Here is a 21,228-nt window from a genome sequence, read left to right as displayed (position 1 = left end):
AAACCGGGATGGGAGGCGCCGGACGAACCGCGGGAAACGATTCCCGCGGTCAGGGGGAGCAAAACAGAGACACAGGAGAACAGGGGCAGGGCATGAGGGAGTTCCGGCTGGCCACCAGGGTGAGGCTGGGCGCGGAGGCATTGGAGGCGCTCGACGAGTTCCGCGGGAGGCCGGTTTTCCTGGTGACCGACGACTTCCTGGCCACCACCGGGGTGTACCGGAAGGTGGTCGACAGGCTCGGTGAGCGGGTGACGACCTTCACGGGTGTGAAACCGAACCCCAGCACCTCCGAGATCGGCGCCGGGGTGTCGGTCTACCTGCAGTCCGGGCCCGACGTGGTCGTAGCCTACGGTGGCGGGTCGGTGATGGATGCCGCGAAGGTGATGCACAAGGCCGCCCTCGACGCCGGGTTTGGGGCGCCGGAGGGGATCGTCGCGATCCCCACCACCAGCGGGTCGGGTTCGGAGGTGACGTCGTTTGCCGTGGTCACCGACGAGCAGACGCACACGAAGGTCCCGATCGCCTCCAGCGAGCTGGTGGCGGGGTTGGCCATTCTGGACCCGGAGGCCGTGGTCGGGGTGCCGCCGCACATCACCGCCGACTCCGGCATGGACGTGCTCACCCACGCCACCGAGGCCTATGTGGCCCTGGAGGCCTGCGACTTCTCCGACGCGCTGGCGGAGAAGGCCGTCGAGCTGGTGTTCGGGAACCTGGAGCGCTGCTACACCCACGGCGAGGACCTGGAGGCGCGTTCCCACATGCACAACGCGTCCTGCATGGCGGCGATGGCCTTCGACAACGTCGGGCTGGGTATCGTCCACTCGCTGGCGCACGCGCTGGGCGGCCGCCACCCGATCGCGCACGGACGGTTGAACGCGCTGCTGCTGCCGCACGTCATCGAGTTCAACGCCGCCCGCAGCGACCGCGCCGCCGAACGCTACGCCCGCCTGGGCAGGTTGCTGCAACCCTCGGCGAGGGGCCGGGCGGCGGTGACGTCGCTGATCGGGGCGGTGGAGCGGTTGAGGTCGCGGCTGGGCATCCCGTCGCGGCTGAGCGACCTGGGGGTCGACCCGTCCGACCTGCGTCGCGGCGAGGACGACCTGGTGGCCGCGGCCCTCGCTGACGGCTGCACCACGACCACCCCGGTTCCGCCCTCGCCCGACGACCTGAAAGGCATCCTGCGCAGGATCGCCTGAGGGACCGGTGCCGCCGGGACCGCACATCAACTGATGGCCAGCGATGTGACCTCATTACACTGGACCGACGGCCGAGGTGCTGACGGCTGAGGAGCGCTGGGAGGTTCATGGTGACCGATGCGGTTGCGGGACGTGTTCGGTTCCGGGACGTGAAGCCCTACCATGCGCCGACGACTCTTGACGCCCTGCGCGGCCCCTATCACGGGTTGATCGACCTTCCGCACGGGGTTCGCTGGCAGGAGGATCGCGTGGGGATCGACGTGGATGATGTGGGGGGGCGGCGCATGGCCTACCAGGCGTTGCTCACCGAAGGGCGGGTGGCCGAACAGGAGCATCTGCTCAACCGGGATCGTCTCATCGAGCTGTGGCCCGTGCTCAACCTGGACCAGAGGGTGCGAGATCTGTGGGAGATGCGTTTCCCCGAGCTTCGGGCACGCACGTGAGGAACGCTTCCGAGCAGAGAAGGATCACGAGGATCGCCCTGGAGACGGCGGGCCCGGAAGCAGGGTTCGCGCTGGCGGGTTCCGGCGCCATTCGCGAGCACGGATTCATCGATCGTCCCACCGAGGATGTGGATCTGTTCACCATCCAGTCCGCGCAGCACGAATTCACCCCGGCACTGGACCGGGTCGTCGCTGCCCTGCGCGAAGCGGGCTATGACGTGCAGGTCCGGGAGCAGCACCCCTGTTTTTCACGACTCGTCCTCGCCAGAGGCTCCGCGGAGCCGGTGGTTGCCGTCGATCTGGGTGTCGTTGCGTGGGATCGATGGCCTGGAGGCCCGTGTGCACATGCGCAATGCCTCCTGCACGGCGGCGGTGGCTTTGGCAACATCGGTCTGGGTGTCGTCGTTTCGCTGGCGCATGCGCTGGGTGGTCGTTACCCGGTCGCGCACGGACGGGTGAACGCGCTGCTGTTGCACGTATCGAGGTCAGCGCGCCCGTAGCGTTCGTGTTGCCGAACGCTACGGGCCGCTCTTGCAGGCTTATGCACAGCCGCTCCCAAGTGGAGGTTTCGCTGGTTGACACGTCGCTTGTGAATAAGCCTCTCGGAATGGGGTTCAGCGTGTTTGTGATTTCTCTGCTTGTGTGAGGGGTGAACTCCAGAAAGGGGTTCCTGGTTTGGCCAACACGGCGCGGATGAGGCCGAAAAGAAGACTGAAGCCGAACGACCAGATTGCTCCCAGGTAGACGTCAAGTCGTCCCAGCATCAGCAGGATCGCCTGTGCCACAAGGCATGCGGAGAAACCCAGCGCGAAGTGGCACACGAAACGTCCGAAAAAGGTGTCAGGATTCCTGAATTTTCTGAAACCGGTCATTTCTTCCTCCTAGTCGCAGGCACTGTTGAAATCTGGCATCAGGCCAAGGATTCCCATCGCTGCTGCGCATCCCCACGCGGCTGGACCGGAGAATGGTGCGCACAGCATCGTTGTTCCGGTCAGCCAAGCAGAAAAAGCGGCCCACGCCTTGCCGCATCGCGGCATATCCTGAGGGAGGTTCTTAGCCCCGGGCGGGTTGGTGGAGTCATCGGTGGCTTTCCCGTCGACCAGTTTGACGTCGGGGTTCTGCATGGTGCCCGAGACCACATAGTGTTTACCGGCGGTGTTCGCCACGAGATCGGTAGCCTGCTGATCGCTGGAGATGGCTGTGAAGTAATCCAGGCTTCTCTGGTGATCAGGAGTCGTTTTCCTGAGTACCTGCATGAAAGCGGCGCTGGATGCGATGAGATTGCGACGTGCCGAGAAACCGACATCACTGGACTTGGCCTTTGCGATGATCCCGTCCACGTCGGGAGATGTGGCAGGAAGGCTGGTGGATGGTGGTTGGCCTGGCGAAGTGGTTTCAGCCGAAGCGCTTGGCACGGTGAGAGCAGCTGTCGTGAGAATGATAAAAAATGTAGCTACCAGTTTCCGGATCTTCATGGCTTCTTCCCCTTCCTTGCGGATCCGGAGTGCGACGATGCAGTTAGGAGGGCCACGTCGCTCCACTTTCGGCAAAGGATAAGTCGCCTCGCATGTCCGTGTCAAGAACGTGGCCATGCCATCAAACAAAATTGGCTCAAAGTCAAGGATCGGCTGGGGATGTACCATAACTTTCGTTTCTCGTCGGGGTCGACTCCACTGCCTGTTTGGTAGCGGTGCGTCGGTTCCTGGTTCCGGTGGCCACGTGCGTCCGATCGCCTCCATGCGGTACGCAGCACTGGATCGTGTGCGGCCACCCGACCCCTGGGCTCGGCATGTGCCACACCGCCCGAAGGAGACGTGAGAACCGGAGGACGTCCGGGCTGAAACCAATCCGGCAGCGGGTCGGGTCGTATTTGCCCTGGAGTGGGCTCCAGTGTTTAGCGTGTGGGGTCATGCGAAGTGCACTGCTCGAAATCGACTGGCAGAACTGGATTCTCGCCCTCGCCCACGACCCGTGGTCGGCGCATCTGGGACGGGAGGTCCGGCGTTTGCTGGCTAACCTCGGTTGGCCGGTGATCAGCACCCGGTATTTGTCCCCGACCCCGGGGGACGACCGTGCCGATCCCGATCATCCAGACGCCGCTTTCGTGGACGGTTTCGAACCACGCGGGCAGCCCGTCATCACCAAACACGACCGCGACATCTTCGACGTCGCACAAACCGACGAGACCCTGCGGGGCCTCGGGGTCGAGCACGTCGTGTTGACCGGTTTGGTGACCAGTCACGGCATCCGGCTCGCCGCCCTGTCGGCCCTGGATCGCGGATATGCAGTGACCGTGGTGTCCAACGCCTGCGCCGACACCACCGGTGAGGCACACCTCGCGGCCCTCGACGAACTCCGCGCCGCGGGGGTCGTCGTCCGGTCCGCGGATGACCTGGCCGCCTCGGCATGGCGGCAGGCCGGGAGCATTGCCGTCGGGATAGCCGAGGTGGCCGACATCACCGGCCTCAGCCGCGACACCCTTCGCTGGTATGAACGCGAGGGACTGATCCCGGTGATCGACCGGACCTCCAACGGCTACCGCCGCTACGACGGACGGGCGATCCGGATGATTCAGATGCTGGTGAGGCTGCGACGCACCGGGATGCCGGTGGAGCAGATGCGCGAGTACATCACGCTGGTCGCCGAGGGGGAGTCATCGCACCGGCGTCGCCTGGCTCTGCTCAGACGGCATCGCGACGCCGTCCAGCAGCAGCTGAACCAGCTTGCCGACGACCTCGGCGCCCTCGACCACAAGATCACCAACTATGAACGAGCACTGGGAGAATGACATGCACCAGGTACCCATCATTGATCTGGGCCACGGCCTGAACGTCAGCCGGATCGGTTTCGGCGGGATGGCGTTGAGCCACGTCTACGGGCAGACCGATCCCGCCGATGCCCTCGCGACCCTGCACGCCGCCGTCGACGCGGGCATCACGTTCCTCGACACCGCGGACGTCTACGGCGAACCCCGGCCCGGTCAGCAGGGCCCGGCAGGCACGAACGAGGAGTTGTTCGCGCAGCTGCTGCGGGAGCGTCGGGGGGAGGTGCAGATCGCCACCAAGTTCGGCATCACCGGTCTCATCGGAACCCCCGACGCCCCGGCGACGCGCGGTGACCGCGCCTACGTCCGGTCGGCCTGTGAGGCATCGCTGCGGAGACTGGGCGTCGAGACCATCGACCTGTACTACATGCACCGCCGCCAGCTCGACCTGCCGATCGAGGAGACGGTGGGAGCCATGGCCGACCTCGTGGCGGAGGGCAAGGTCCGTCACCTGGGGCTGTCCGAGGTGACCGCTACCGAACTGCGGGCCGCCGCCACCGTCCACCCCATCACCGCGGTCCAGAGCGAATGGAGCCTGTGGTCGCGTGACGTCGAGGCCCAGGTGGTGCCCGCTGCCCGTGAGGTGGGGGCCGGGTTCGTGCCCTACAGCCCGCTGGGACGCGGGTTCCTCACCGGCGCGTTGACACCGGAACGGATCGCGGGATCGATGCTCAAATCGGAGGACCGGTTCGTCAGGAACTACGACGCCAACCAGCAGCTGCTCCAGGTGATCCGTGGGGTCGCCGGCGAGCTGGACGCCACCGCGGCGCAGGTCGCACTGGCCTGGCTGCTGGACCGGAGCAGACGGCTCGGTCTGCCGGTGGTGCCCATCCCCGGAACCCGCTCCGTCGAGCGCGTCCGGCAGAACGCGGCGGCGGTGCGGCTGCAACTGACCGACGACCAGGTGACGCGACTCGACGCGGTGGCCGACCTGGTGCGGGGATCCCGGCACCTGTCGTTCACCCCGCCGCAGTGGATCTCCAGCGGTCGCGAGTGATTCGTCGCATCCCACCCGGGTGGTTGAGCCAGCCTAGTCGTCGAACGCCAGCCCTGTAGCGCTGGCGTTTGACGATTGGACTGGCGTTTCCGGTCGGGGAGGGGCTGGGCCCGGCAGCGCGAGTCCTGCCGTCCGGTCACGCCCCCCGGGTGGCCTCCGCGGTGATCGTCCTGGTGTCCCACTCCTCCCGGATCCCGCCGTCGGCCATCACGAGCACCCGGTCGCTGAACTGGTGCAGCTCCCGTTCGTCGCTGGTGAACAGCAGCACCCCGACGCCGCGGCCGGTGATCTCCTCCAGGAGGCGTACGAAACGTTCCCTGGTGGCGATGTCGAGGCCGTCGGTGGGTTGGATGAGGATCATGATGCGGGCGTTCTGGCTGGCGATCTCCTGCATCTGCTGCCAGCGGCGTTGACCGGTGGACTGCACGGGGCGGTGCAGGAGTTCGCTCATCCGGTCCTCCGATTCCTTGAGCAGGAGCAGGATCCGGGTGGTGTCCTCGATGGCCTCGTCGTCGACCTGGTCCTCGCCGTCGAGCATGACGATGTTGCGGGCCGCGTGGGCCTCGCTCTCCGGGTCGAGCATGTTCGTCAGCACGGCGATGCCGAGCGACGGCAGGTCGCGGGGGGCGGTGATGCGGGCGGGGCGTCCGTCGACGGTCAGCGACGCGACGGGGGCGGGACGTTTCCCGGTCAGGGCGTCCCGCACCTCCTCCACACCCGAGCTGCGGGGACCGGTGAATCCGAGGACCTCGCCGCGGTTCAGCTGGAAGGAAACCGGTTCGGTGGTGCATTCCAGGCCGACGACGTCCATCACGATGTCGGCGGTGGCGTTGGCGCGTCGCGGTGTGATCTCGATGACGGAGCCGAACATCGCCTCGGTGAGCTGGTCGACGGTGGTGGTGGCGGAGTCGAAGATCTCCTCGACCTGGCCGTCGCGCAGCACCGCGACCCGGTTGCACAGCCGGAGCGCCTCCTCCAGCTGGTGGGTGATGTAGAGGACACCCCGGCCCTCCTCGACCGTCCGGTTGAGGGCGTATCGGAGGTCCTCGAGCTCTTCGGCGTTGAGGGCGTTGCTGAGCTCGTCGATGACGATGACCTCGCGTGGATCGGCGAGCATGCGGACCACCTCGGCCATGCGGCGTTCGGTGTGGCTGAGGCCGCCGAGCCGGTGGGTGGGGGACAGGTGGATGCCGGTCTCGGAGAGAATGCGTTTGGCCCGGGTCATCAGCTCCGCGAGGCTGTGGTGTCCCTCGACGTGCCGGAACATGGCCTCGACGACGGTCAGTTTCGGGTCCAGCTCGTTCTGGGGGTCGATGAGCATGATCCGTCGCGGATCCCACGGTCCACCCGACAGGCTGGCGACCCCCTCGTCGGCCGACGTGTAGCCGGCGATGATAGAGGCCATGGTGGACTTCCCCACGCCGTTGGGGCCGACTATGCCAAGTACCTCGCCGTGTCGGAGGTCGATGTCGACGCCGGTCAGCACCTCGAGCCGACCGAAGGACTTGCGCATCCCCCGGACCGCCAGTAGCGGCTCACTATCCCACATGAATACCTCGTAGTTGTCATTCGTTCGCAACGCGAAGCGTCCTCCCTGCCACCAAGGGCAGGTTCCAGGTGAATTCCCGTCCTCGTGAGGATGCCTTGGTGATCCGACTCTAAGCGATGGTCGGGTCTCCGTGACGGTGAACCTGTCCTTGGTTAACTGAGATTCCGCAGAACAGGACCTTACCGCTGCTTCGCCCGCCTTGCGAGCCGAACCGGGTGCGCCGGGACAATTTTTTCTTCAACAATGTTCAAGTTCATTTGTCGGTCGACCGGCCGACGCAGCCAATCGTTTTCTCGCTGTTCGTTGTCAGGGCGGGAATACCGACCAGAACCCGGACCGCGGGGCGGCGCCGGGTCCTGCGATCCCCCGGGGCCGCGGGGCTGGTGCTGTCGCCGTGTCGGCCCTCACCCTCGTCGCTTCCGTGGGATCGGCAAAGACCGATCGCACCCGGCAGGGCGATGCGGCAAGCGGGCGGTCAAGGACCTTCGATGCCGGGCCTCACCCGGTTCCGGGAGATGACCGCCAGGACGAGCCCCACGATCGGCAGGAGCAGGGACAAGCCCGAGAACACGTGGGCCGCGATCCGCGGCTCGATTCCGGCCATCACCAGCGAGTAGGTCAGCAGCAGGGGCAGCCCCGCACCCACACCGTTCGCGATGACCTGGGTCGTCTGGAACAGACCGCTGAACAGGCCCGGCCGATTCCTGATGGTGGGTCGCAGCAGGGTGAGCAGCTGACCCAGGAGCCCGAAACCGGTCCCTACGGCGGCCAGCGCCACGCCGAGTGTGGTGAAACCGGGGGAGGACGACTGGGACAGCGCGATTGCCGCGCCGGCCACGGCGATCAGCCAGGCGAGCCGGGTCACCTCGCGCGTGCCGGAGATCACTCCGCCGAGGATGAAACCGGCCGCCAGGCCGATCAGGCTCGGGGCTTCGGTGAGTCCGTGGAAGTCGTTGTTGTACATGCCCTCGCGGAGCGTGGTGAGCAGTCTCAAATGGAATTTGACCGCGTACAGAAAAGCTCCGAAAAGCAGTACCTGCGCCAGGGCGAGCAGTTTTCCCGAGGAACGGTGCGGCCGTGCCGGTGGGGTGGTCGCGACATCCGAGGGGGAGACGTCCGAAGGGGAACGGGGAAACGCCAGCCAGCCGAGGAGCGCCGGGAGAAGAGCGACGACGGGCGCCAGCAGCAGCGTCATTCTCCACCCCGACTCCATGTCGATGGGAAGCAGCCCGACGGTCACCGTGGAGATGCCGTGGAAGGCGCAGATCAGGCCGGCGAGCGTTCCGTGGTTTCCAGGAGACAGCCTCGTCACGGCCGAGAGCGCCGCAGGAAGCAACGCGGCGAACCCCGCGATGTGGACGGACGCGGCGACGAGCAGGAAAACGGTGGAACCCGACCAGGCTGTCGCGAAGGTGCCCAGCGCCCACAGGAGGATCCCGGGGATGCAGGCCGAGCGCGGCCCGAAACGGTCGCTGATGATGCCCCAGGGAATGAAGCAGAGGGCTGAGACCACCGGGTGCAGGAGAACCAGGTCCGGTGAAGTTGTCCGGGATTGGATCATGAGGGCCCAGAGGGCCTTCTTGCTCGCCCACAGAAACATCGTTTCCGCGAAGTTGGCGACGGCGATCCCCGACAGGATCAGGGCGATGTACAGGATCGGCCGATCATTCGGCAGCGTCATCTGCTGGTTTCGTGGATGAATGGTCATGTCCGTTTTCCCGGGTCTCGTGGTCGTGGTGATGGGGTTTCGTTCACTCGTCGGCGCCTCGTTGCGCCGCCACCCGTTTCCCCGGTTTCCTCAGCGCCAGGACGAGTCCCGTGACCAGCAGGACCAGGGAGCAGCCCAGGAACAGGTGGACCCTTGCCTCCGGGGAGACCGCCTCGCCCAGCGCGAGGATCAGCGCCAGGGGCACCCCGATCCCCGCTCCGTAACCGAGGTTCTGGATCCCCTGGAACAGGGCGGAGGCGCGGAAGATCCGGTTCTCGGGTGTGAGGCGCAGCAGCGTGACCAGCTGCCTGGACAGTCCGAGGGCGAGCCCGACCGAACTCATGACGGCACCGATCAGGACGGTGATGTCGGAGGGCAGCAGCGGAATCGAGGCCATCACCGGGCCCGGCGCGGCGATCACCCACGCCAGCACGGGTTTCCGGGGGCTCCCGGGGAGTACGGCCCCCGCGATGAAGCCGACGGCCAGTCCCGCGGCGAAAGGGAACGTGACCAGGCCACTGTGGGTTCGTGCGTACTCGGCGGAGTCGTTCAGGAGGAGCGCGTTGTGGTGCGCGGCGAAGGACAGTTCCAGGTGGATCCGGAGCCCGGCCAGCGCGGCGCCGAACAGCAGGGTCTGGACCACGGGGTGACCTCTTCCCGCCGGGGGGTCCGGTGGGAGACCGTCGTCGCGGTTGATCGCTGCGGGACCGGAGGGGATCGTGAACCATCCGAGGAGCAGCGGCGGGACGGCGGCGACGGAGACCAGGAGCAGCGTCGTCCTCCAGTCCGTCGTCTGGGCCAGCAGGTCGGCGATCAACGATCCCGGCAGGTGGAGGAGGGCGGGGAAGGCCATGACCAGGCCCGTGAGGAAACCGCCGGGCCGTGACTGAGCGGCCGTGATGACGGTCAGTGCGGCGGGAAGCAGCGCCGCAACCCCGGCCGCCTGGAGCGCGTAGCAGACGAGCAGGAACCCCGCCGACCCCGACCAGCTTCCGGCGAAGATCCCCAGCGCCCACACGAGCAGGCCGCCGGTGTAGGGCAGGCGCGGCCCGTGGCGGTCGCCGAGGAGGGCCCACGGGACCAGGAGGAGGGTGCAGACCGCCGCCTGCAGGGCCGGGAGCATCAGGATGGACGCGGCCAGGGCCTGGGTGTTCGCCCCGGGCGGGAGGAGACCCTGCTGGGCCCGCCGCACCACCGGCTCGAGAATCCCCTGCGCCAGGAACACGACCCCGATCCCGAACAGGACCGCCGGGACGCACATGCCCTGCCGAGCCTCCGGGGATGTGGCTTCCCGGGCTGGTGGGGTGGTGCTCATCTGGGCGTCTCCTCCGGGGCGCGATGATTCCGGCCGGGCTGCGCACCGGTGCCGGGACGCGTCTCACCCGGGTGCGGAGAACCGGCTGGTGGTCACCGCATTCTTGCACCCGGCCGGTTCACGACCCCGTCTCGCAGCGGTCTCGGGTCGGCCGTCTGTCGTCAATCCGGGATGCTCTGAGGGGTGCTGCGATGTTGTGTCGGTGGACGCGGTTACGGTTGAGCCATGTCGATGCTGGAAGTGGCCGAGGGGTCTCGGACGATGCTCTTGGAACACATGAAGGTCCAGTACGGGCAGTTCTTCACCCCCGCTTCCCTGGCGGAGCGCGTGGTCTCCGGTCTCCGGTTCCCCGGGACGGGTGCCTTGAGAATGCTGGATCTCGGAGCTGGGGCCGGGGCCTTGACGGCTGCGGTCGCGAGACTGCTCCCGGATGGGGTGAACCTGCACGTCACATGTGTGGAGGTGGACACCGATCTGTTGCCGCATCTTCGTCGCACGCTCGCGGGCCTTGACCACGAAATCATCCACGGTGACGCTCTCAGCCTCGCGGCCCAGGGGATGCTCCGGGATGACTACGACGTGGTCGTGATGAACCCTCCGTACGGGAAACTCGCGGCCGCCTCGGAGGAACGCAGGGCCATGGCCCAGCTCGGCGTTGATGTTCCCAACATGTACGCGGCCTTCATGGCGATCGGATACCTGCATCTTCGACAAGGGGGGCAGATGGCCGCCATCGTGCCGCGTTCCTGGACGAACGGCCCCTATTTCAAACGATTCCGGGAACACATGCTCGCCCACGTCAGCCTGGACCGGATTCAGGCCTTCGCCTCCCGGTCCGCCCTGTTCTCGGAGGCCAAGGTGTTGCAGGAGAACGTGATCGTGACCTGCACCAGGAGCCGGGAACAAGGTGAGGTGGAGCTGATCTTCGACGCGGCCGAGCCGCGCCGCGTGCCTTTCGGGAGCATCGTGCACCCAAGGGATGCGGAGCATTTCGTTCGCATCCCGACGGGACGCGAGCGGGAACTTCCCGGGGCGCCGCTCGGGGCTGTTGGGCTCAGGGTCTCAACCGGCAAGGTTGTCGACTTCCGCGCCCGTGAACATCTCGCCGAACCCGGCAACGACACCTACCCGATGATCTACCAGGGAAACATCCACGCGGGGCGGGTCGTCTGGCCCAGGAACATCGGCAAGACCCAGGGATTCCGGTGTGCACCCGACGAGTTCCGCAAGTTCTTGGTGCCGCCCGGGGCGTACGTCGTCGTGAAACGGTTCTCGGCGAAGGAGGAGAAACGCAGGGTGGTCGCGGCCGTGCACGAGGCAACCACCCATGTCGCCTACGACAACAAGACGAACGTCCTTTCGTGTCCGGATCGTGACGTGGCGGTCGGGCTCGCCTACTGGCTCAACTCGACGGCGGTGGACGATCACTTCCGGGCGTTCTCCGGACACACGCAGGTCAACGCCACCGACCTGCGGACCATGCCCTATCCGAGCGTGGAACAGCGGACCATGCCCTATCCGAGCGTGGAACAACTGCGGATGCTCGGATCCGGGCGTGATGCGGCCATGCCGGATCAGGCAGTGATCGATGCAGTCGTGGAGCACCTGCTGTGAACCGCCTCGACGAGGCCCGGAAAATCTTGGGTGAGCTCGGTTTCGACCAGGAACGCTGCAACGCCCGCAGCGCACATGTCCTGCTCGCACTGCTCCGGATCGACCCGGTCACGCCTTGGAAACTGGCGGACAACCCCATGATGGGGACAAGAGCGATCATGGACTGGATCCGAGACGAATTCGGCGTCGACCACAAACCGAACATCCGTGAAACCATTCGCCGGCAAACCCTGCACCAGTTCGTGGAAGCGGGACTGGTTGAGGAAAACCGGGACAAGCCGGACAGGCCGATCAACTCTCCCACATGGAACTACCGAATCACCGATGCCGCATTGACCGTCATCCGGAGATACGGGGAACGAGACTGGGAAGTGGCGAGGGATGTGTATTTTCTGGAGCGTCCCGGGCTTCTGGAGCTACACGCCAGGCGCCGCGAACTGGGGATGATCCCCGTCGAGTTGCCGGATGGGGCGATTGTCCGGTTGTCGCAGGGCGGGCAGAACCACCTGATCCGCAGCTTGGCGCATGAGTTCTGTCCCCGGTTCACGCCGGTACGCCTGAACCGCCGCCCCCGTCACCACCAGGGATCGGCGCCCGAGGCCAGGTGGTCGAGCATGCCAGGCCCCCTGCAAAGTCGCCGTGCTGGGGTAGTGGGGTGAACGAGTGGTAGTCCAGCGCGATGCCGCGTTCCGCGAACACCGATTCGTCCAGGTAGTTGCGACCCGAGGGGCCCGACAGGTAGACGTCCCCGCCGAGTTCCGCGGTGATGGCGGCCAGCAGTTCCGACGCCGACCCCGACGCCTTCAGGTCCGAGGCGCGTACCAGCCTCGTGGGGATCGCGTAGTGGTCGCGCAGCCGGGTGATGAGGTCGGTGCACAGGTCGGCCAGGTTCGTCGTCTCGCGGGCGTAGACGGCCTCCAGCATCGCCTTGGCCGTTTCGAAATCGGGGCAGCGCCCGTACAGGGTCTGGAGGGTCTTGACGTGGTCGCCGCGCCACGGTTTCAGTTCGTTGGTCTCCACGTCGCGGGTGAGCTGCCCGAGCCTGCCCTTGGTGTGCACGGGGACGGTCAGCCACTGCGGCCCGCCCGGACCCTTGATCTTCACCCGGTTCTGGAACCCGCCCTTGGTGAAGGGCACCGTGTCCAGCAGGACGAAGACGTCCGCCTTCGTCATCTTGTCGAAGTAGCCCGTCCAGGGCGCGAAGTTCGGTTGGTGAATGGTGACGATCATGGCCGGCTCACAAAACGATACGGATCAGTTCGAATGCCTCGGCCCAGTCGTGTTTCACCTGGAGGCCGCGCACCTTCGCCAGGGATTCGTGGAACTCCTTGGTGAAGTACGCCCTGCCCATTTCGAGCTGCGAGGTGTATTTCGTCAGGGCGTCCCATTTCTTGTCGAGATGGTGTTTGTCGAGGGTGACGAACGCCGAGGCGGAGAACGTGATGTGGTTCCACGGCAGTTCGTAGCCCAGCAGGGTCTTGTGTTTGAAGGCGCGCATCGCCTCGTCGTGGATGGTGGCGTGGTCCTGGTGCAGGTCGGCGCCGGAGGGAATCAGGATCCAGTCCGGATCGAGCCGACGCCCCATTTCCACCATGTTCTCCAGCACCTCCTGGCGGTGGTAGCCGAGCTTGCGCACCGGGTAGTGCATGATCTGCCGGTTCTCCGGCTTCACCCCGAGCGCGTCGAGGGAGGCGTGACATTCGTCGGCCAGGCGGGTCGGGGCGGAGCCGGCGGGCAGCGACTCCTCGGCCGTCGAGAACACGGCGACGTGCAGGTCGACCCCCGCTTCCAGCCACTTGGCCATCGAGCCGCCGGCGCCGAGTTCGGCGTCGTCGGTGTGCGGGGCTAGTACGAGGATCCGATCGGGGATGAGCATTCTCACAGCCTTTCATAGCAGGACAGGAGTTTCCCCAACTCCACGTCCCAGTTGTATGTGCGGAGGATCGCCCGCCGTCCGTTCTCTCCGATCCGGGCTGCCTCCTCCGGGTTCTCCAGGAGGTGGTTCAGGGCCTTCGCGACGGCGTCGGTGTCGAACGGATCGACGGTGATGCCGCAGTCGTGTTCGGCGACGATCCGTTGCCACAGGGGAAAATCGGAGGCGATGAAGGGCAGGCCGCAGGCCATGTACTCGAACATCTTCGTCGAATAGCCCTCGACGTAGTTGCTGATCGGGTGGTCCAGCACGAGTCCGACCCGCGCGTCCCGCAACCCGGCGACGACCTCGTCGCGGGGCAGGGGGCCCGGGTGGTGGACGTGCCGCCAGCCGGGATGTGCCTCGGCCTGCTCCCGGAGCTGCTTGAACCTGCCCGCCAACAGGCCCGTGACGTCGTCGGGCAGGTGCTCGAAGGCCGCCAGCATCTCGAACAGTCCCTGCTGTTCGGAGAGCCCGCCGACGTAGATGAACGCGTGGGTGCGGTCCGGGAAGGGGGTGGTGTTGCGCTGGTTCGCCAGGCCCTTCTCGGGGAAGTTCTGTACCACGATCGTCTTGTGCGCCGGGAACTTCGCCGCTATCGACGGGGTGGCTGCGACGATCGCGCTCAACGCCCTGCCCGAGACGCCCTCCAGCGCCCGGGTGATCCCTGAGAGTGGTTTCTTCAACCAGCCCGGGATCCAGGTCTTGTTCATGATTTGGAGGGGAACGTCCTCGTGGACGTCGTAGACGACCTTCTTGCCGCACAGCCGCAGCGCCAGCCCGACCCCCATCAGCTCGGGGTCGTGGAAGTGGTAGATGTCGGCCCTCTCGCGAAGCGCCCGGAAGAAGATGGCCCACGTCTTGCGGAGGATCCGGTCGATGCGGCCGCGCGGCGCGCCCAGCCCGATCACCCGAACACCCGCCACCTCGGTGTCGCCGTCGTGGCAGTCGATCAGGGCGACGTCGTGCCCCGCGGCCGCCAGGGAGGCGCACTCCTTGTAGGTGACGCGGGTGTCGTGGACGTCGTGGACGGAGGAGAGGTGGCGGACCCTGCTCATCGGGCGGTGCCGTCACCGATCGAACGGTAGGCGACACCCTCCCAGCGGGCCGGGTCGAGGACGCCGCGTCCGTCGATGATCACGGTGGCGCCGGGTAGGTCGGTCGGGGTGAGGTCGAGGTACTCGGGATGATCGGCCTGGAGGATCACGGCATCAACCGGCTCACCCCGATGATAGGGGACGAACCCCAACCCGGAGAGTTCCTCATCGCTGTACATCGGATCATGCACCACAACCTCGGCACCCTTGGATTTCAGGATCTCGACGGTGGGAAACACGCCCGAGAACGCGGTCTCCTTCACCCTGCCCCGGTAGGAGGCGCCCAGCACCACGACGCGGCGGCCCTTCAGGTCGCCCAGTGCGCCCTCGGCCAGGGCGATCGCGTAGCCGGGCATGGTCATGTTCGCCTCCCGCGCAACCCGCACGATCGACGCATCCGGATCGGTGTACAGATACAACCGCGGGTAGACGGGGATGCAGTGCCCGCCCACCGCGATGCCGGGCCGGTGGATGTGGCTGTAGGGCTGCGAGTTGGATGCGTCGATGACCTTGTGGACGTCGATGCCGTTGGCGGCGGCGAACTTGGCGAACTGGTTGGCCAGCCCGATGTTGACGTCCCGGTAGGTGGTCTCGGCCAACTTCGCCATCTCCGCGGCCTCGGCCGAACCCATGTCCCACACGCCGTTGCCCTTCGGCAGGTCGGGGCGCTCGTCGAAGGTCAACACCTGCTCGTAGAAGTCGATGCCCTTGGCGGTACCCTCCGGGGAGAGCCCGCCGACCAGCTTCGGGTATTTCCGCAGATCCTCGAACACCCGCCCGGTGAGCACGCGTTCCGGGGAGAAGACCAGGTGGAAGTCCTGGCCCTCTTTCAGGCCGGAGATCTCCTCGATCATCGGCCTCCAACGATTCCGGGTGGTGCCAACCGGCAGCGTGGTCTCGTACGAGATCAGGGTTCCGGGGGTCAGGTGCTCGGCGAAGGACCGGGTGGCGGCCTCCATCCAGCCGAAGTCGGGCTGCCAGGTCTCGTCGTTGACGAACAGCGGCACGACGATCACGATCGCATCAACCCCCGGGATGGCCTCCGAGTAGTCACAGGTGGCGCGCAACTTTCCTGCGGGGACGAGCTCCGACAGTTTCTCCTGGAGGTGGGCCTCGCCCGGGAAAGGCTCGACACCAGCATTGACCGCATCCACCACGGCCTGCTGCACATCAACACCAACAACCTCATGACCCATGCCAGCGAACTGGACTGCCAACGGCAACCCGATCTTCCCGAGCGCAACAACGGCGATCCTCACGAACACTTCCTTCCCAACTGGTGACTGCGGCACGCTGCCGCTGGTGATTCTACTCACGGGATAACCTGTGCCGCATGAGTCCTGTTCTGGCCATTGGGCCGTCGAACTACGCCGGGCAGGCGACCGCATGGGCGCGGGCCGTCGCATCCAATCTTCCAGCGGGGGCGTGGTCGTTCTCCGGGGTGCCGTTGCGCGGGGGTGGTTTCCGCTTCGAGGTGGACAGGCTGTTGGGCCGGTTCGGGTTCCGTGTGCCCGTCGCGTGGGGGTGGCGTGCGGGGCGCCTGTTCGACGGTGTCACGCATGTGGCGCTCGACGGTTTCATGTCCTTCGCACGGTGGGATCGTGCCGCCCATTTCCAGTCGGATGCCCGGAGGCTGGCGGAGATGGGGTACTCGATGGCGTTGATCGCGCACGGCACCGATGTGCGCGACCCCTTGGCGCACATGGCCCGCGATGAGTGGTCGTATTTCACCGTCGGCGACGAGAAGTGGCGGTCCTCCCTGATCCGGCGCACCGAGATCAACCGGGGTTTCGCGGCCTCCTGCGGCTGGCCGGTGTTCCACTCCACGCCCGACATGGGCTTCGACCTGCCCTTCAGCACGTGGCTGCCGGTGGTGGTCGACGTCGACGCGTGGGCCTCGGACGCGCCGCTGCTGGAACGCGAGAAACCCCTCGTGGTGCACGTTCCCTCGCAGCGGAAACCACCCATCAAGGGCACCCAGTTCATCGATCCGGTGCTGCGGCGTCTCCACGACGAGGGTGCCATCGAGTACGTCGCGCCGTCGGGGCTGCCGCACGCGCAGCTGCGGGAGCTGGTGCGGTCCTGTGACGTGGTGGTGGATCAGGTGATGTTCGGGTCCTACGGGGTGGCGGCGGTGGAGGCGATGGTCGCGGGCCGGGTGTGCGTCGGGCGCATGAACGATGCGGTCCGTGACCGGATGCCGGAGGCGCCGCAGCTGCTGGAGGCCACCCCCGATGACCTGTACGAGGTGGTCGCGTCCATCCGCGACCGCCGCGACGAACTGCGCGCCCGGGCGGTCGAGAACCGGGCGTTCGCCGAGAAGTGGCACGACGGCCGGGTCTCGGCCGAGCGCCTGGCCCCCTTCCTCGGGGTTGGCTGAGCCGATCGGGCGCGGGGTGGAAGCTGGTTGAGCCGGGGCGGAAGAGGTTTTTCTCAGTCCGTTCCGAAGTCCATGGCCGACCGCAGGGCCGCGTCCTCGACCTCCTCGGTGGTCCGGCCGGATCCGAGGGCGGCGATCTTCGCCGCGCCGCCCTGTTCCAGGGTGCCGATGAGGTTGACGTGACCCGCGAGCAGCGTGCCCTGGGAGGCGTACAGTTCGAGGCGTTCGCGGGAGTCCGCGATGTCCAGGTTGCGCATCGTGAGCTGTCCGATGCGGTCGGTGGGTCCGAACGCCGCGTCCTCGACGCGTTCCATCGAGAGTTTCTCCGGCTGGTAGGACAGGTTCGGGCCGCGGGTGTCGAGGATGGTGTAGTCGTCGCCGCGGCGCAGCCTCAGATCCACCTCGCCGGTGACGGCGGAGGCCACCCAGCGCTGGATCGACTCGCGCAGCATCAGCGACTGCGGGTCCAGCCAGCGGCCCTCGTACAGCAGCCGGCCGAGCCGCAGCCCCTCGGAGCGGTAGTTCGCGAGGGTGTCCTCGTTGTGGATGGCCGCCAGGAGGCGTTCGTAGGCGATCCACAGCAGCGCCATGCCCGGGGCCTCGTAGATGCCGCGCGACTTGGCCTCGATGATGCGGTTCTCGATCTGGTCGCTCATGCCCAGGCCGTGGCGGCCGCCGATGGCGTTGGCCTCCAGCACCAGGGCGACGGGACTGTCGAAGCGGCGGCCGTTGATCGCCACCGGCTGGCCCTGCTCGAAACGGATCGAGACGTCCTCCGTCGGGATCTCGACCGCCGGGTCCCAGAACTTGACGCCCATGATCGGTTCCACCGTCTCCAGGGAAACGTCGAGATCCTCGAGGGTTTTCGCCTCGTGGGTGGCGCCCCAGATGTTGGCGTCGGTGGAGTAGGCCTTCTCCTTGGAGTCGCGGTAGGGCAGGCCGCGTTCGGTCAGCCAGGTGCTCATCTCGGCGCGACCGCCCAGCAGCGAGACGAACGCCTCGTCGAGCCACGGCTTGTAGATCCGCAGCTCCGGGTTGGCCATCAGTCCGTAGCGGTAGAAGCGTTCGATGTCGTTGCCTTTGTAGGTGGAGCCGTCGCCCCACACCGACACGTCGTCGGCGGCCATGGCCCGCACCAGCAGGGTGCCGGTGACTGCCCGGCCGATGGGGGTGGTGTTGAAGTAGGCGCGACCCCCCGAGCGGATGTGGAAGGCCCCGCAGGCCAGCGCCGAGAGCCCCTCGGCGACGAGCGCGTCCTTGCAGTCCACGAGCCGGGAGATCTCCGCCCCGTAGACCTCGGCGCGACCGGGCACCGATGCGATGTCGGTTTCGTCGTACTGCCCGATGTCGGCGGTGTAGGTGCACGGGATGGCGCCCGACTCGCGCATCCAGGCGACGGCGACGGAGGTGTCGAGGCCACCGGAGAAAGCGATGCCGACTCGTTCGCCGACGGGAAGAGAAGTGAGAACCTTGGTCACGGCGTCAGCCTAGTCGAACGTGCCCGGTGGCGTCGGTGGGGCTCAGCGATGTGAGCCGATCGTTCGTTCTGCGGGCGCCACCCGGGCCTCAGCCACGGAGGGTGGCCGCCACCTGCCGGGCCCGGTTCTCCCACGAGTGTTCCGCCCGGCGGGTGAGGACCGCCTGCCTCACCCGCTCCACCTCCCCGGGGTCGTGTTCGAGTCGCTTGAGCAGCTCGGCCAGGGCGTCGGAGGTGTTGTCGATGACCCAGCCGAGGGATTCCTCCTCGACCTTCTTGCCGGTGAGGGTGCCCTTCGTCGCGAGGATCGGTTTGCCCGCCCCGATGTACTCGAACAGTTTGACGGGAACCGCGAGCTGCCAGTAGTCCGTCGGTTCGACCAGTAGGGAGGCGATGTTGGCTTCCAGGAAGTGTTCCTGCAGGCCGGGTCCCTGGGCGTGGACCACTTTGATCGCCGGGCAGGTCTGTTCCGCGTACTCGTGTTTCACGGCCTCCCAGTCGTCGGGACGCACACACAGGGTGAGCCGGGCATCGATGCCCTCCGAGCTGGCCTTCTTCACGCCCGCGACGAGCTGGTGCATGCCGTAGTGCGCGCCGATTCCGCCGACGTAGAAGATGGAAATCCCCGATGTCGGACCGTCCAGTGGTGCGGGGTGGTCGTGTCCCGGCGGTAGCGCAGAGAACGGGGTTCGACCCAGGTTGATGTGCTCCTTCATCTCGGGGCTCGGCAGGAAGACGTGATCGACCTGGTGCCGCAACACCCACATGTCCCAGTTGTAGGCGAGCAGAGCGGCTTCGCGTTTGGGGAATTTGACGGATTTCCCGTACTCGGGGAATCGCCAGTAGATGTCCCGCAGGAAATGCCCGACGGGGATGCCGTGGCGCCTCAGCGTGCGGAAGAACGAAAAGTCCAGGAACGGCCGGGTTGGCAGATGGTTCGGGTTCGTCATGGACATGGGCATGGTGGAGGATTCCGAGTAGCAGAAATCGAACCGGGTCCCATGTTGCAGCGCGTGACGGACATTGGCGGCGCGCTGGGCGCGTTCCTTGGTGAACCCCGTCACGTCCCAGACCTCGTAGCCCAGTTTCTCGAAGGCGCGTTTCATCTGCACGGGGCGGATACCCGAGGCCGATGTGGCGTTTTCCATGAGTGGTAGCGGGTGGTGGTAGATCATTCGCTTCGTCATGATTGGCTCCAAATCAGCAGACGGCTCGAATCTGGTGGGGGCCGTCCAAGAACTCGTGCGGCGCGATTCCCCGACCGTGGGCAAACCTGGCGCTGATGCCCCGGGAAACCGCGCCTCGACTCATCGTTCACATGCCGGAGGGCGTCTCCTCGGTCGGTGCCTCGGGTCACCCTCTGATCGTGGTCGTTCTGCCATGGCGGGACGCGGCGATGTCGGTCGGTGGCTTTTCCCAGGCGCCGCTCCCGATTTTCGGGTGCACGCCCGGAGCGGAAATCCCCGACTCCACCAAGAAAGGCTCCGGCATGTTCACGCCGTGGTGCTGACCGGTGCGGACGGGCCCATCGTTCTCGGACACTCCCACGACGGAAGCTGGCTTCACGAAGTGCACGTGGGCACCACCCATGCTGACAACACGCACAATGACCTCATTCTGCCGGGAGTGCGATGCGGTCAGCTTAGCGTAGGAAAGCGGTGCGGCCGACTCGTCGACCGCACCGCGAAGCCTCCGGTGGGGTTTCTCAGAACACCAGCACCAGTTTCCCGACGTTGTCCCCGGACTCGAGGATCTGGTGTGCCCGGCGCACCTCGTCGAACGGGACGCGGGTCTCGGGGGCGGGACGGATCTCGCCGTCGCCGATCCTCGGCCACACCGTCTCCGCCACCCGGGCGCAGATCTCGGCCTTCTCGGCGACCGGCCGGAACCGCAGCGACGTGGCCGTGACGGTGCCCATCTTCTGCAGCAGCAACCCCAGGTTGAGGGTTCCCTTGGTGCCGCCCTGGAGGCCGATCACCACCATGCGGCCGCGCCTGGCGAGGGCCTTGACGTTCGCCTCCAGGTATTTGGCGCCCATGATGTCCAGGATCACGTCGGCGCCGCGGCCGCCGGTGGCCTCACGCACCCCGTCGACCCAGTCGTCGTGGTAGTCGAGCGCCACCTCGGCGCCGTGGGCCAGGCAGTGCAGCAGCTTCGGTTCGCTGCCTGCGGTGGCGACGACGTGCGCGCCGAGGGATGCGGCGTACTGGGTGGCGAAGGTGCCGATCCCGCCAGCCCCGCCGTGGACCAGCAGCGTCTCCCCGGCCTTCAATCCGGCGACGTCCATGTTCGAGACGACGGTGGCGGCCACCTCCAGCAGGCCCGCGGCGGTCACGAGATCCACCCCGGGGGGTGGGGGAACCAGCTGCCCCTCGGGGACGACGAAGTACTCCGCGTAGCCGCCGCCCGCGAGCAGCGCCACCACCTCGTCGCCGATCCTCCAGCGGGTCACGCCGGGGCCGATCGCCTCGACGACACCGGAGGCCTCCAACCCGATGATGTCGGTGATGCCCTTCGGCGGCGGGTAGTAGCCGCGGCGTTGCAGCAGGTCGGCGCGGTTCACGCCCGCGGCGACGGTGCGCACCAGCACCTCGCCCGGCTGGGGGGTGGGGGTGGGGGTTTCCTTGATGGTCAGGGCCTCGACGTCCCCGGGCTCCTCGACGATGACAGCTCGCATGGGACGAAGTCTATGCGGGACCTGCGCACCTGCCGTGAG

At 66.7% G+C, this 21,228-nt stretch carries 20 protein-coding genes; 8 read left to right on the top strand and 12 right to left on the bottom strand.

What is annotated here, in order from left to right:
- Window positions 1-92: 92 nt before the first annotated feature.
- The 3 genes from E0E39_RS05055 to E0E39_RS16060 all read left to right on the top strand — a co-directional run bounded on the left by E0E39_RS05055 (window position 93) and on the right by E0E39_RS16060 (window position 2,139).
- Complete coding sequence (locus E0E39_RS05055; protein ID WP_245988202.1) at window positions 93-1,196, top strand: 1-propanol dehydrogenase PduQ; 1,104 nt, start codon at window positions 93-95, stop codon at window positions 1,194-1,196.
- 107 nt (window positions 1,197-1,303) lie between these two features.
- Window positions 1,304-1,639: a transcriptional regulator gene (locus tag E0E39_RS05050; RefSeq protein WP_130873755.1), complete on the top strand. Its 336-nt coding sequence runs from the start codon at window positions 1,304-1,306 to the stop codon at window positions 1,637-1,639.
- Window positions 1,636-2,139 carry a nucleotidyl transferase AbiEii/AbiGii toxin family protein gene (locus E0E39_RS16060; protein WP_207302426.1) on the top strand — a complete coding sequence of 168 codons (504 nt, stop codon included), beginning with the start codon at window positions 1,636-1,638 and terminating at the stop codon, window positions 2,137-2,139. The genes E0E39_RS05050 and E0E39_RS16060 overlap by 4 nt, the downstream gene beginning before the upstream one ends.
- A gap of 114 nt (window positions 2,140-2,253) precedes the next feature.
- Here the strand turns inward: E0E39_RS16060 and E0E39_RS05035 are convergent, their stop codons facing one another.
- Both E0E39_RS05035 and E0E39_RS05030 read right to left on the bottom strand, forming a co-directional pair.
- Window positions 2,254-2,511: a hypothetical protein gene (locus tag E0E39_RS05035; protein WP_130873754.1), complete on the bottom strand. Its 258-nt coding sequence runs from the start codon at window positions 2,509-2,511 to the stop codon at window positions 2,254-2,256.
- A gap of 9 nt (window positions 2,512-2,520) precedes the next feature.
- Entirely contained in the window at window positions 2,521-3,114 is a 594-nt protein-coding gene (locus tag E0E39_RS05030; protein ID WP_130873753.1) for a hypothetical protein, read from the bottom strand.
- A 434-nt stretch (window positions 3,115-3,548) separates the two neighbouring features.
- Between E0E39_RS05030 and E0E39_RS05025 the strand changes: the two genes are divergently transcribed.
- On the top strand, window positions 3,549-4,427 hold the full coding sequence (locus tag E0E39_RS05025) for an isochorismatase family protein (protein WP_165444646.1): 879 nt from the start codon (window positions 3,549-3,551) through the stop codon (window positions 4,425-4,427).
- Window positions 4,405-5,460, top strand: a complete 1,056-nt coding sequence (locus E0E39_RS05020) for an aldo/keto reductase (RefSeq protein ID WP_245988201.1) — start codon at window positions 4,405-4,407, stop codon at window positions 5,458-5,460. The genes E0E39_RS05025 and E0E39_RS05020 overlap by 23 nt, the downstream gene beginning before the upstream one ends.
- 136 nt (window positions 5,461-5,596) lie before the next feature.
- On the opposite strand, the gene E0E39_RS05015 is transcribed toward E0E39_RS05020, so the two are convergent.
- From E0E39_RS05015 to E0E39_RS05005, 3 genes are all read right to left on the bottom strand, one after another.
- Window positions 5,597-7,009 carry an ATP-binding cassette domain-containing protein gene (locus E0E39_RS05015; RefSeq protein ID WP_130873751.1) on the bottom strand — a complete coding sequence of 471 codons (1,413 nt, stop codon included), beginning with the start codon at window positions 7,007-7,009 and terminating at the stop codon, window positions 5,597-5,599.
- Window positions 7,010-7,484: 475 nt separating this feature from the next.
- Window positions 7,485-8,717, bottom strand: a complete 1,233-nt coding sequence (locus E0E39_RS05010; RefSeq protein ID WP_130873750.1) for an MFS transporter — start codon at window positions 8,715-8,717, stop codon at window positions 7,485-7,487.
- Window positions 8,718-8,760: 43 nt separating this feature from the next.
- On the bottom strand, window positions 8,761-10,032 hold the full coding sequence (locus tag E0E39_RS05005) for an MFS transporter (protein ID WP_130873749.1): 1,272 nt from the start codon (window positions 10,030-10,032) through the stop codon (window positions 8,761-8,763).
- Between the two features lie 225 nt (window positions 10,033-10,257).
- Between E0E39_RS05005 and E0E39_RS05000 the strand changes: the two genes are divergently transcribed.
- Both E0E39_RS05000 and E0E39_RS04995 read left to right on the top strand, forming a co-directional pair.
- The gene (locus tag E0E39_RS05000; protein WP_130873748.1) at window positions 10,258-11,646 is read left to right on the top strand and encodes an Eco57I restriction-modification methylase domain-containing protein; all 1,389 of its coding nucleotides are present in this window, start codon (window positions 10,258-10,260) and stop codon (window positions 11,644-11,646) included.
- Window positions 11,643-12,305 (top strand): BsuBI/PstI family type II restriction endonuclease, encoded by a 663-nt coding sequence (locus E0E39_RS04995; RefSeq protein ID WP_130873747.1) that lies wholly within the window; start codon window positions 11,643-11,645, stop codon window positions 12,303-12,305. Before E0E39_RS05000 ends, E0E39_RS04995 begins: the two co-directional genes overlap by 4 nt.
- Here E0E39_RS04995 and E0E39_RS04990 read toward each other — a convergent pair.
- Genes E0E39_RS04990 through E0E39_RS04975 form a run of 4 tightly spaced genes read right to left on the bottom strand, consistent with a single transcriptional unit; the run spans window position 12,190 to window position 15,914 of the window.
- Window positions 12,190-12,876, bottom strand: a complete 687-nt coding sequence (locus E0E39_RS04990) for a WbqC family protein (protein ID WP_130873746.1) — start codon at window positions 12,874-12,876, stop codon at window positions 12,190-12,192. The two genes, E0E39_RS04995 and E0E39_RS04990, sit on opposite strands and share 116 nt — an antisense overlap.
- A 7-nt stretch (window positions 12,877-12,883) precedes the next feature.
- On the bottom strand, window positions 12,884-13,522 hold the full coding sequence (locus E0E39_RS04985) for a PIG-L deacetylase family protein (RefSeq protein WP_130873745.1): 639 nt from the start codon (window positions 13,520-13,522) through the stop codon (window positions 12,884-12,886).
- A gap of 2 nt (window positions 13,523-13,524) precedes the next feature.
- A complete protein-coding gene (locus tag E0E39_RS04980) occupies window positions 13,525-14,616 on the bottom strand; it encodes a glycosyltransferase family 4 protein (RefSeq protein ID WP_130873744.1) in 1,092 nt (363 codons plus the stop codon).
- Complete coding sequence (locus tag E0E39_RS04975) at window positions 14,613-15,914, bottom strand: nucleotide sugar dehydrogenase (protein WP_130873743.1); 1,302 nt, start codon at window positions 15,912-15,914, stop codon at window positions 14,613-14,615. The genes E0E39_RS04980 and E0E39_RS04975 overlap by 4 nt, the downstream gene beginning before the upstream one ends.
- A gap of 74 nt (window positions 15,915-15,988) precedes the next feature.
- Here E0E39_RS04975 and E0E39_RS04970 point away from each other — a divergent pair, with 74 nt between their 5' ends.
- The gene (locus E0E39_RS04970; protein ID WP_130873742.1) at window positions 15,989-17,035 is read left to right on the top strand and encodes a glycosyltransferase; all 1,047 of its coding nucleotides are present in this window, start codon (window positions 15,989-15,991) and stop codon (window positions 17,033-17,035) included.
- Window positions 17,036-17,088: 53 nt separating this feature from the next.
- On the opposite strand, the gene argG is transcribed toward E0E39_RS04970, so the two are convergent.
- From argG to E0E39_RS04955, 3 genes are all read right to left on the bottom strand, one after another.
- Window positions 17,089-18,513, bottom strand: coding sequence for an argininosuccinate synthase (argG, locus tag E0E39_RS04965; protein ID WP_130873741.1), 1,425 nt, complete (start codon window positions 18,511-18,513; stop codon window positions 17,089-17,091).
- A gap of 88 nt (window positions 18,514-18,601) precedes the next feature.
- On the bottom strand, window positions 18,602-19,699 hold the full coding sequence (locus tag E0E39_RS04960) for a glycosyltransferase family protein (protein WP_130873740.1): 1,098 nt from the start codon (window positions 19,697-19,699) through the stop codon (window positions 18,602-18,604).
- A 518-nt stretch (window positions 19,700-20,217) separates the two neighbouring features.
- Window positions 20,218-21,189 carry an NAD(P)H-quinone oxidoreductase gene (locus tag E0E39_RS04955; protein WP_130873739.1) on the bottom strand — a complete coding sequence of 324 codons (972 nt, stop codon included), beginning with the start codon at window positions 21,187-21,189 and terminating at the stop codon, window positions 20,218-20,220.
- Window positions 21,190-21,228 lie beyond the last annotated feature (39 nt).

The sequence above is a fragment of the [Pseudopropionibacterium] massiliense genome, assembly GCF_900607225.1.
Taxonomy (GTDB): Bacteria; Actinomycetota; Actinomycetes; order Propionibacteriales; family Propionibacteriaceae; genus Arachnia; species Arachnia massiliensis.
Note: the sequence above shows the minus strand (reverse complement) of the source record. Positions and strands in the feature narration are given on the sequence as shown.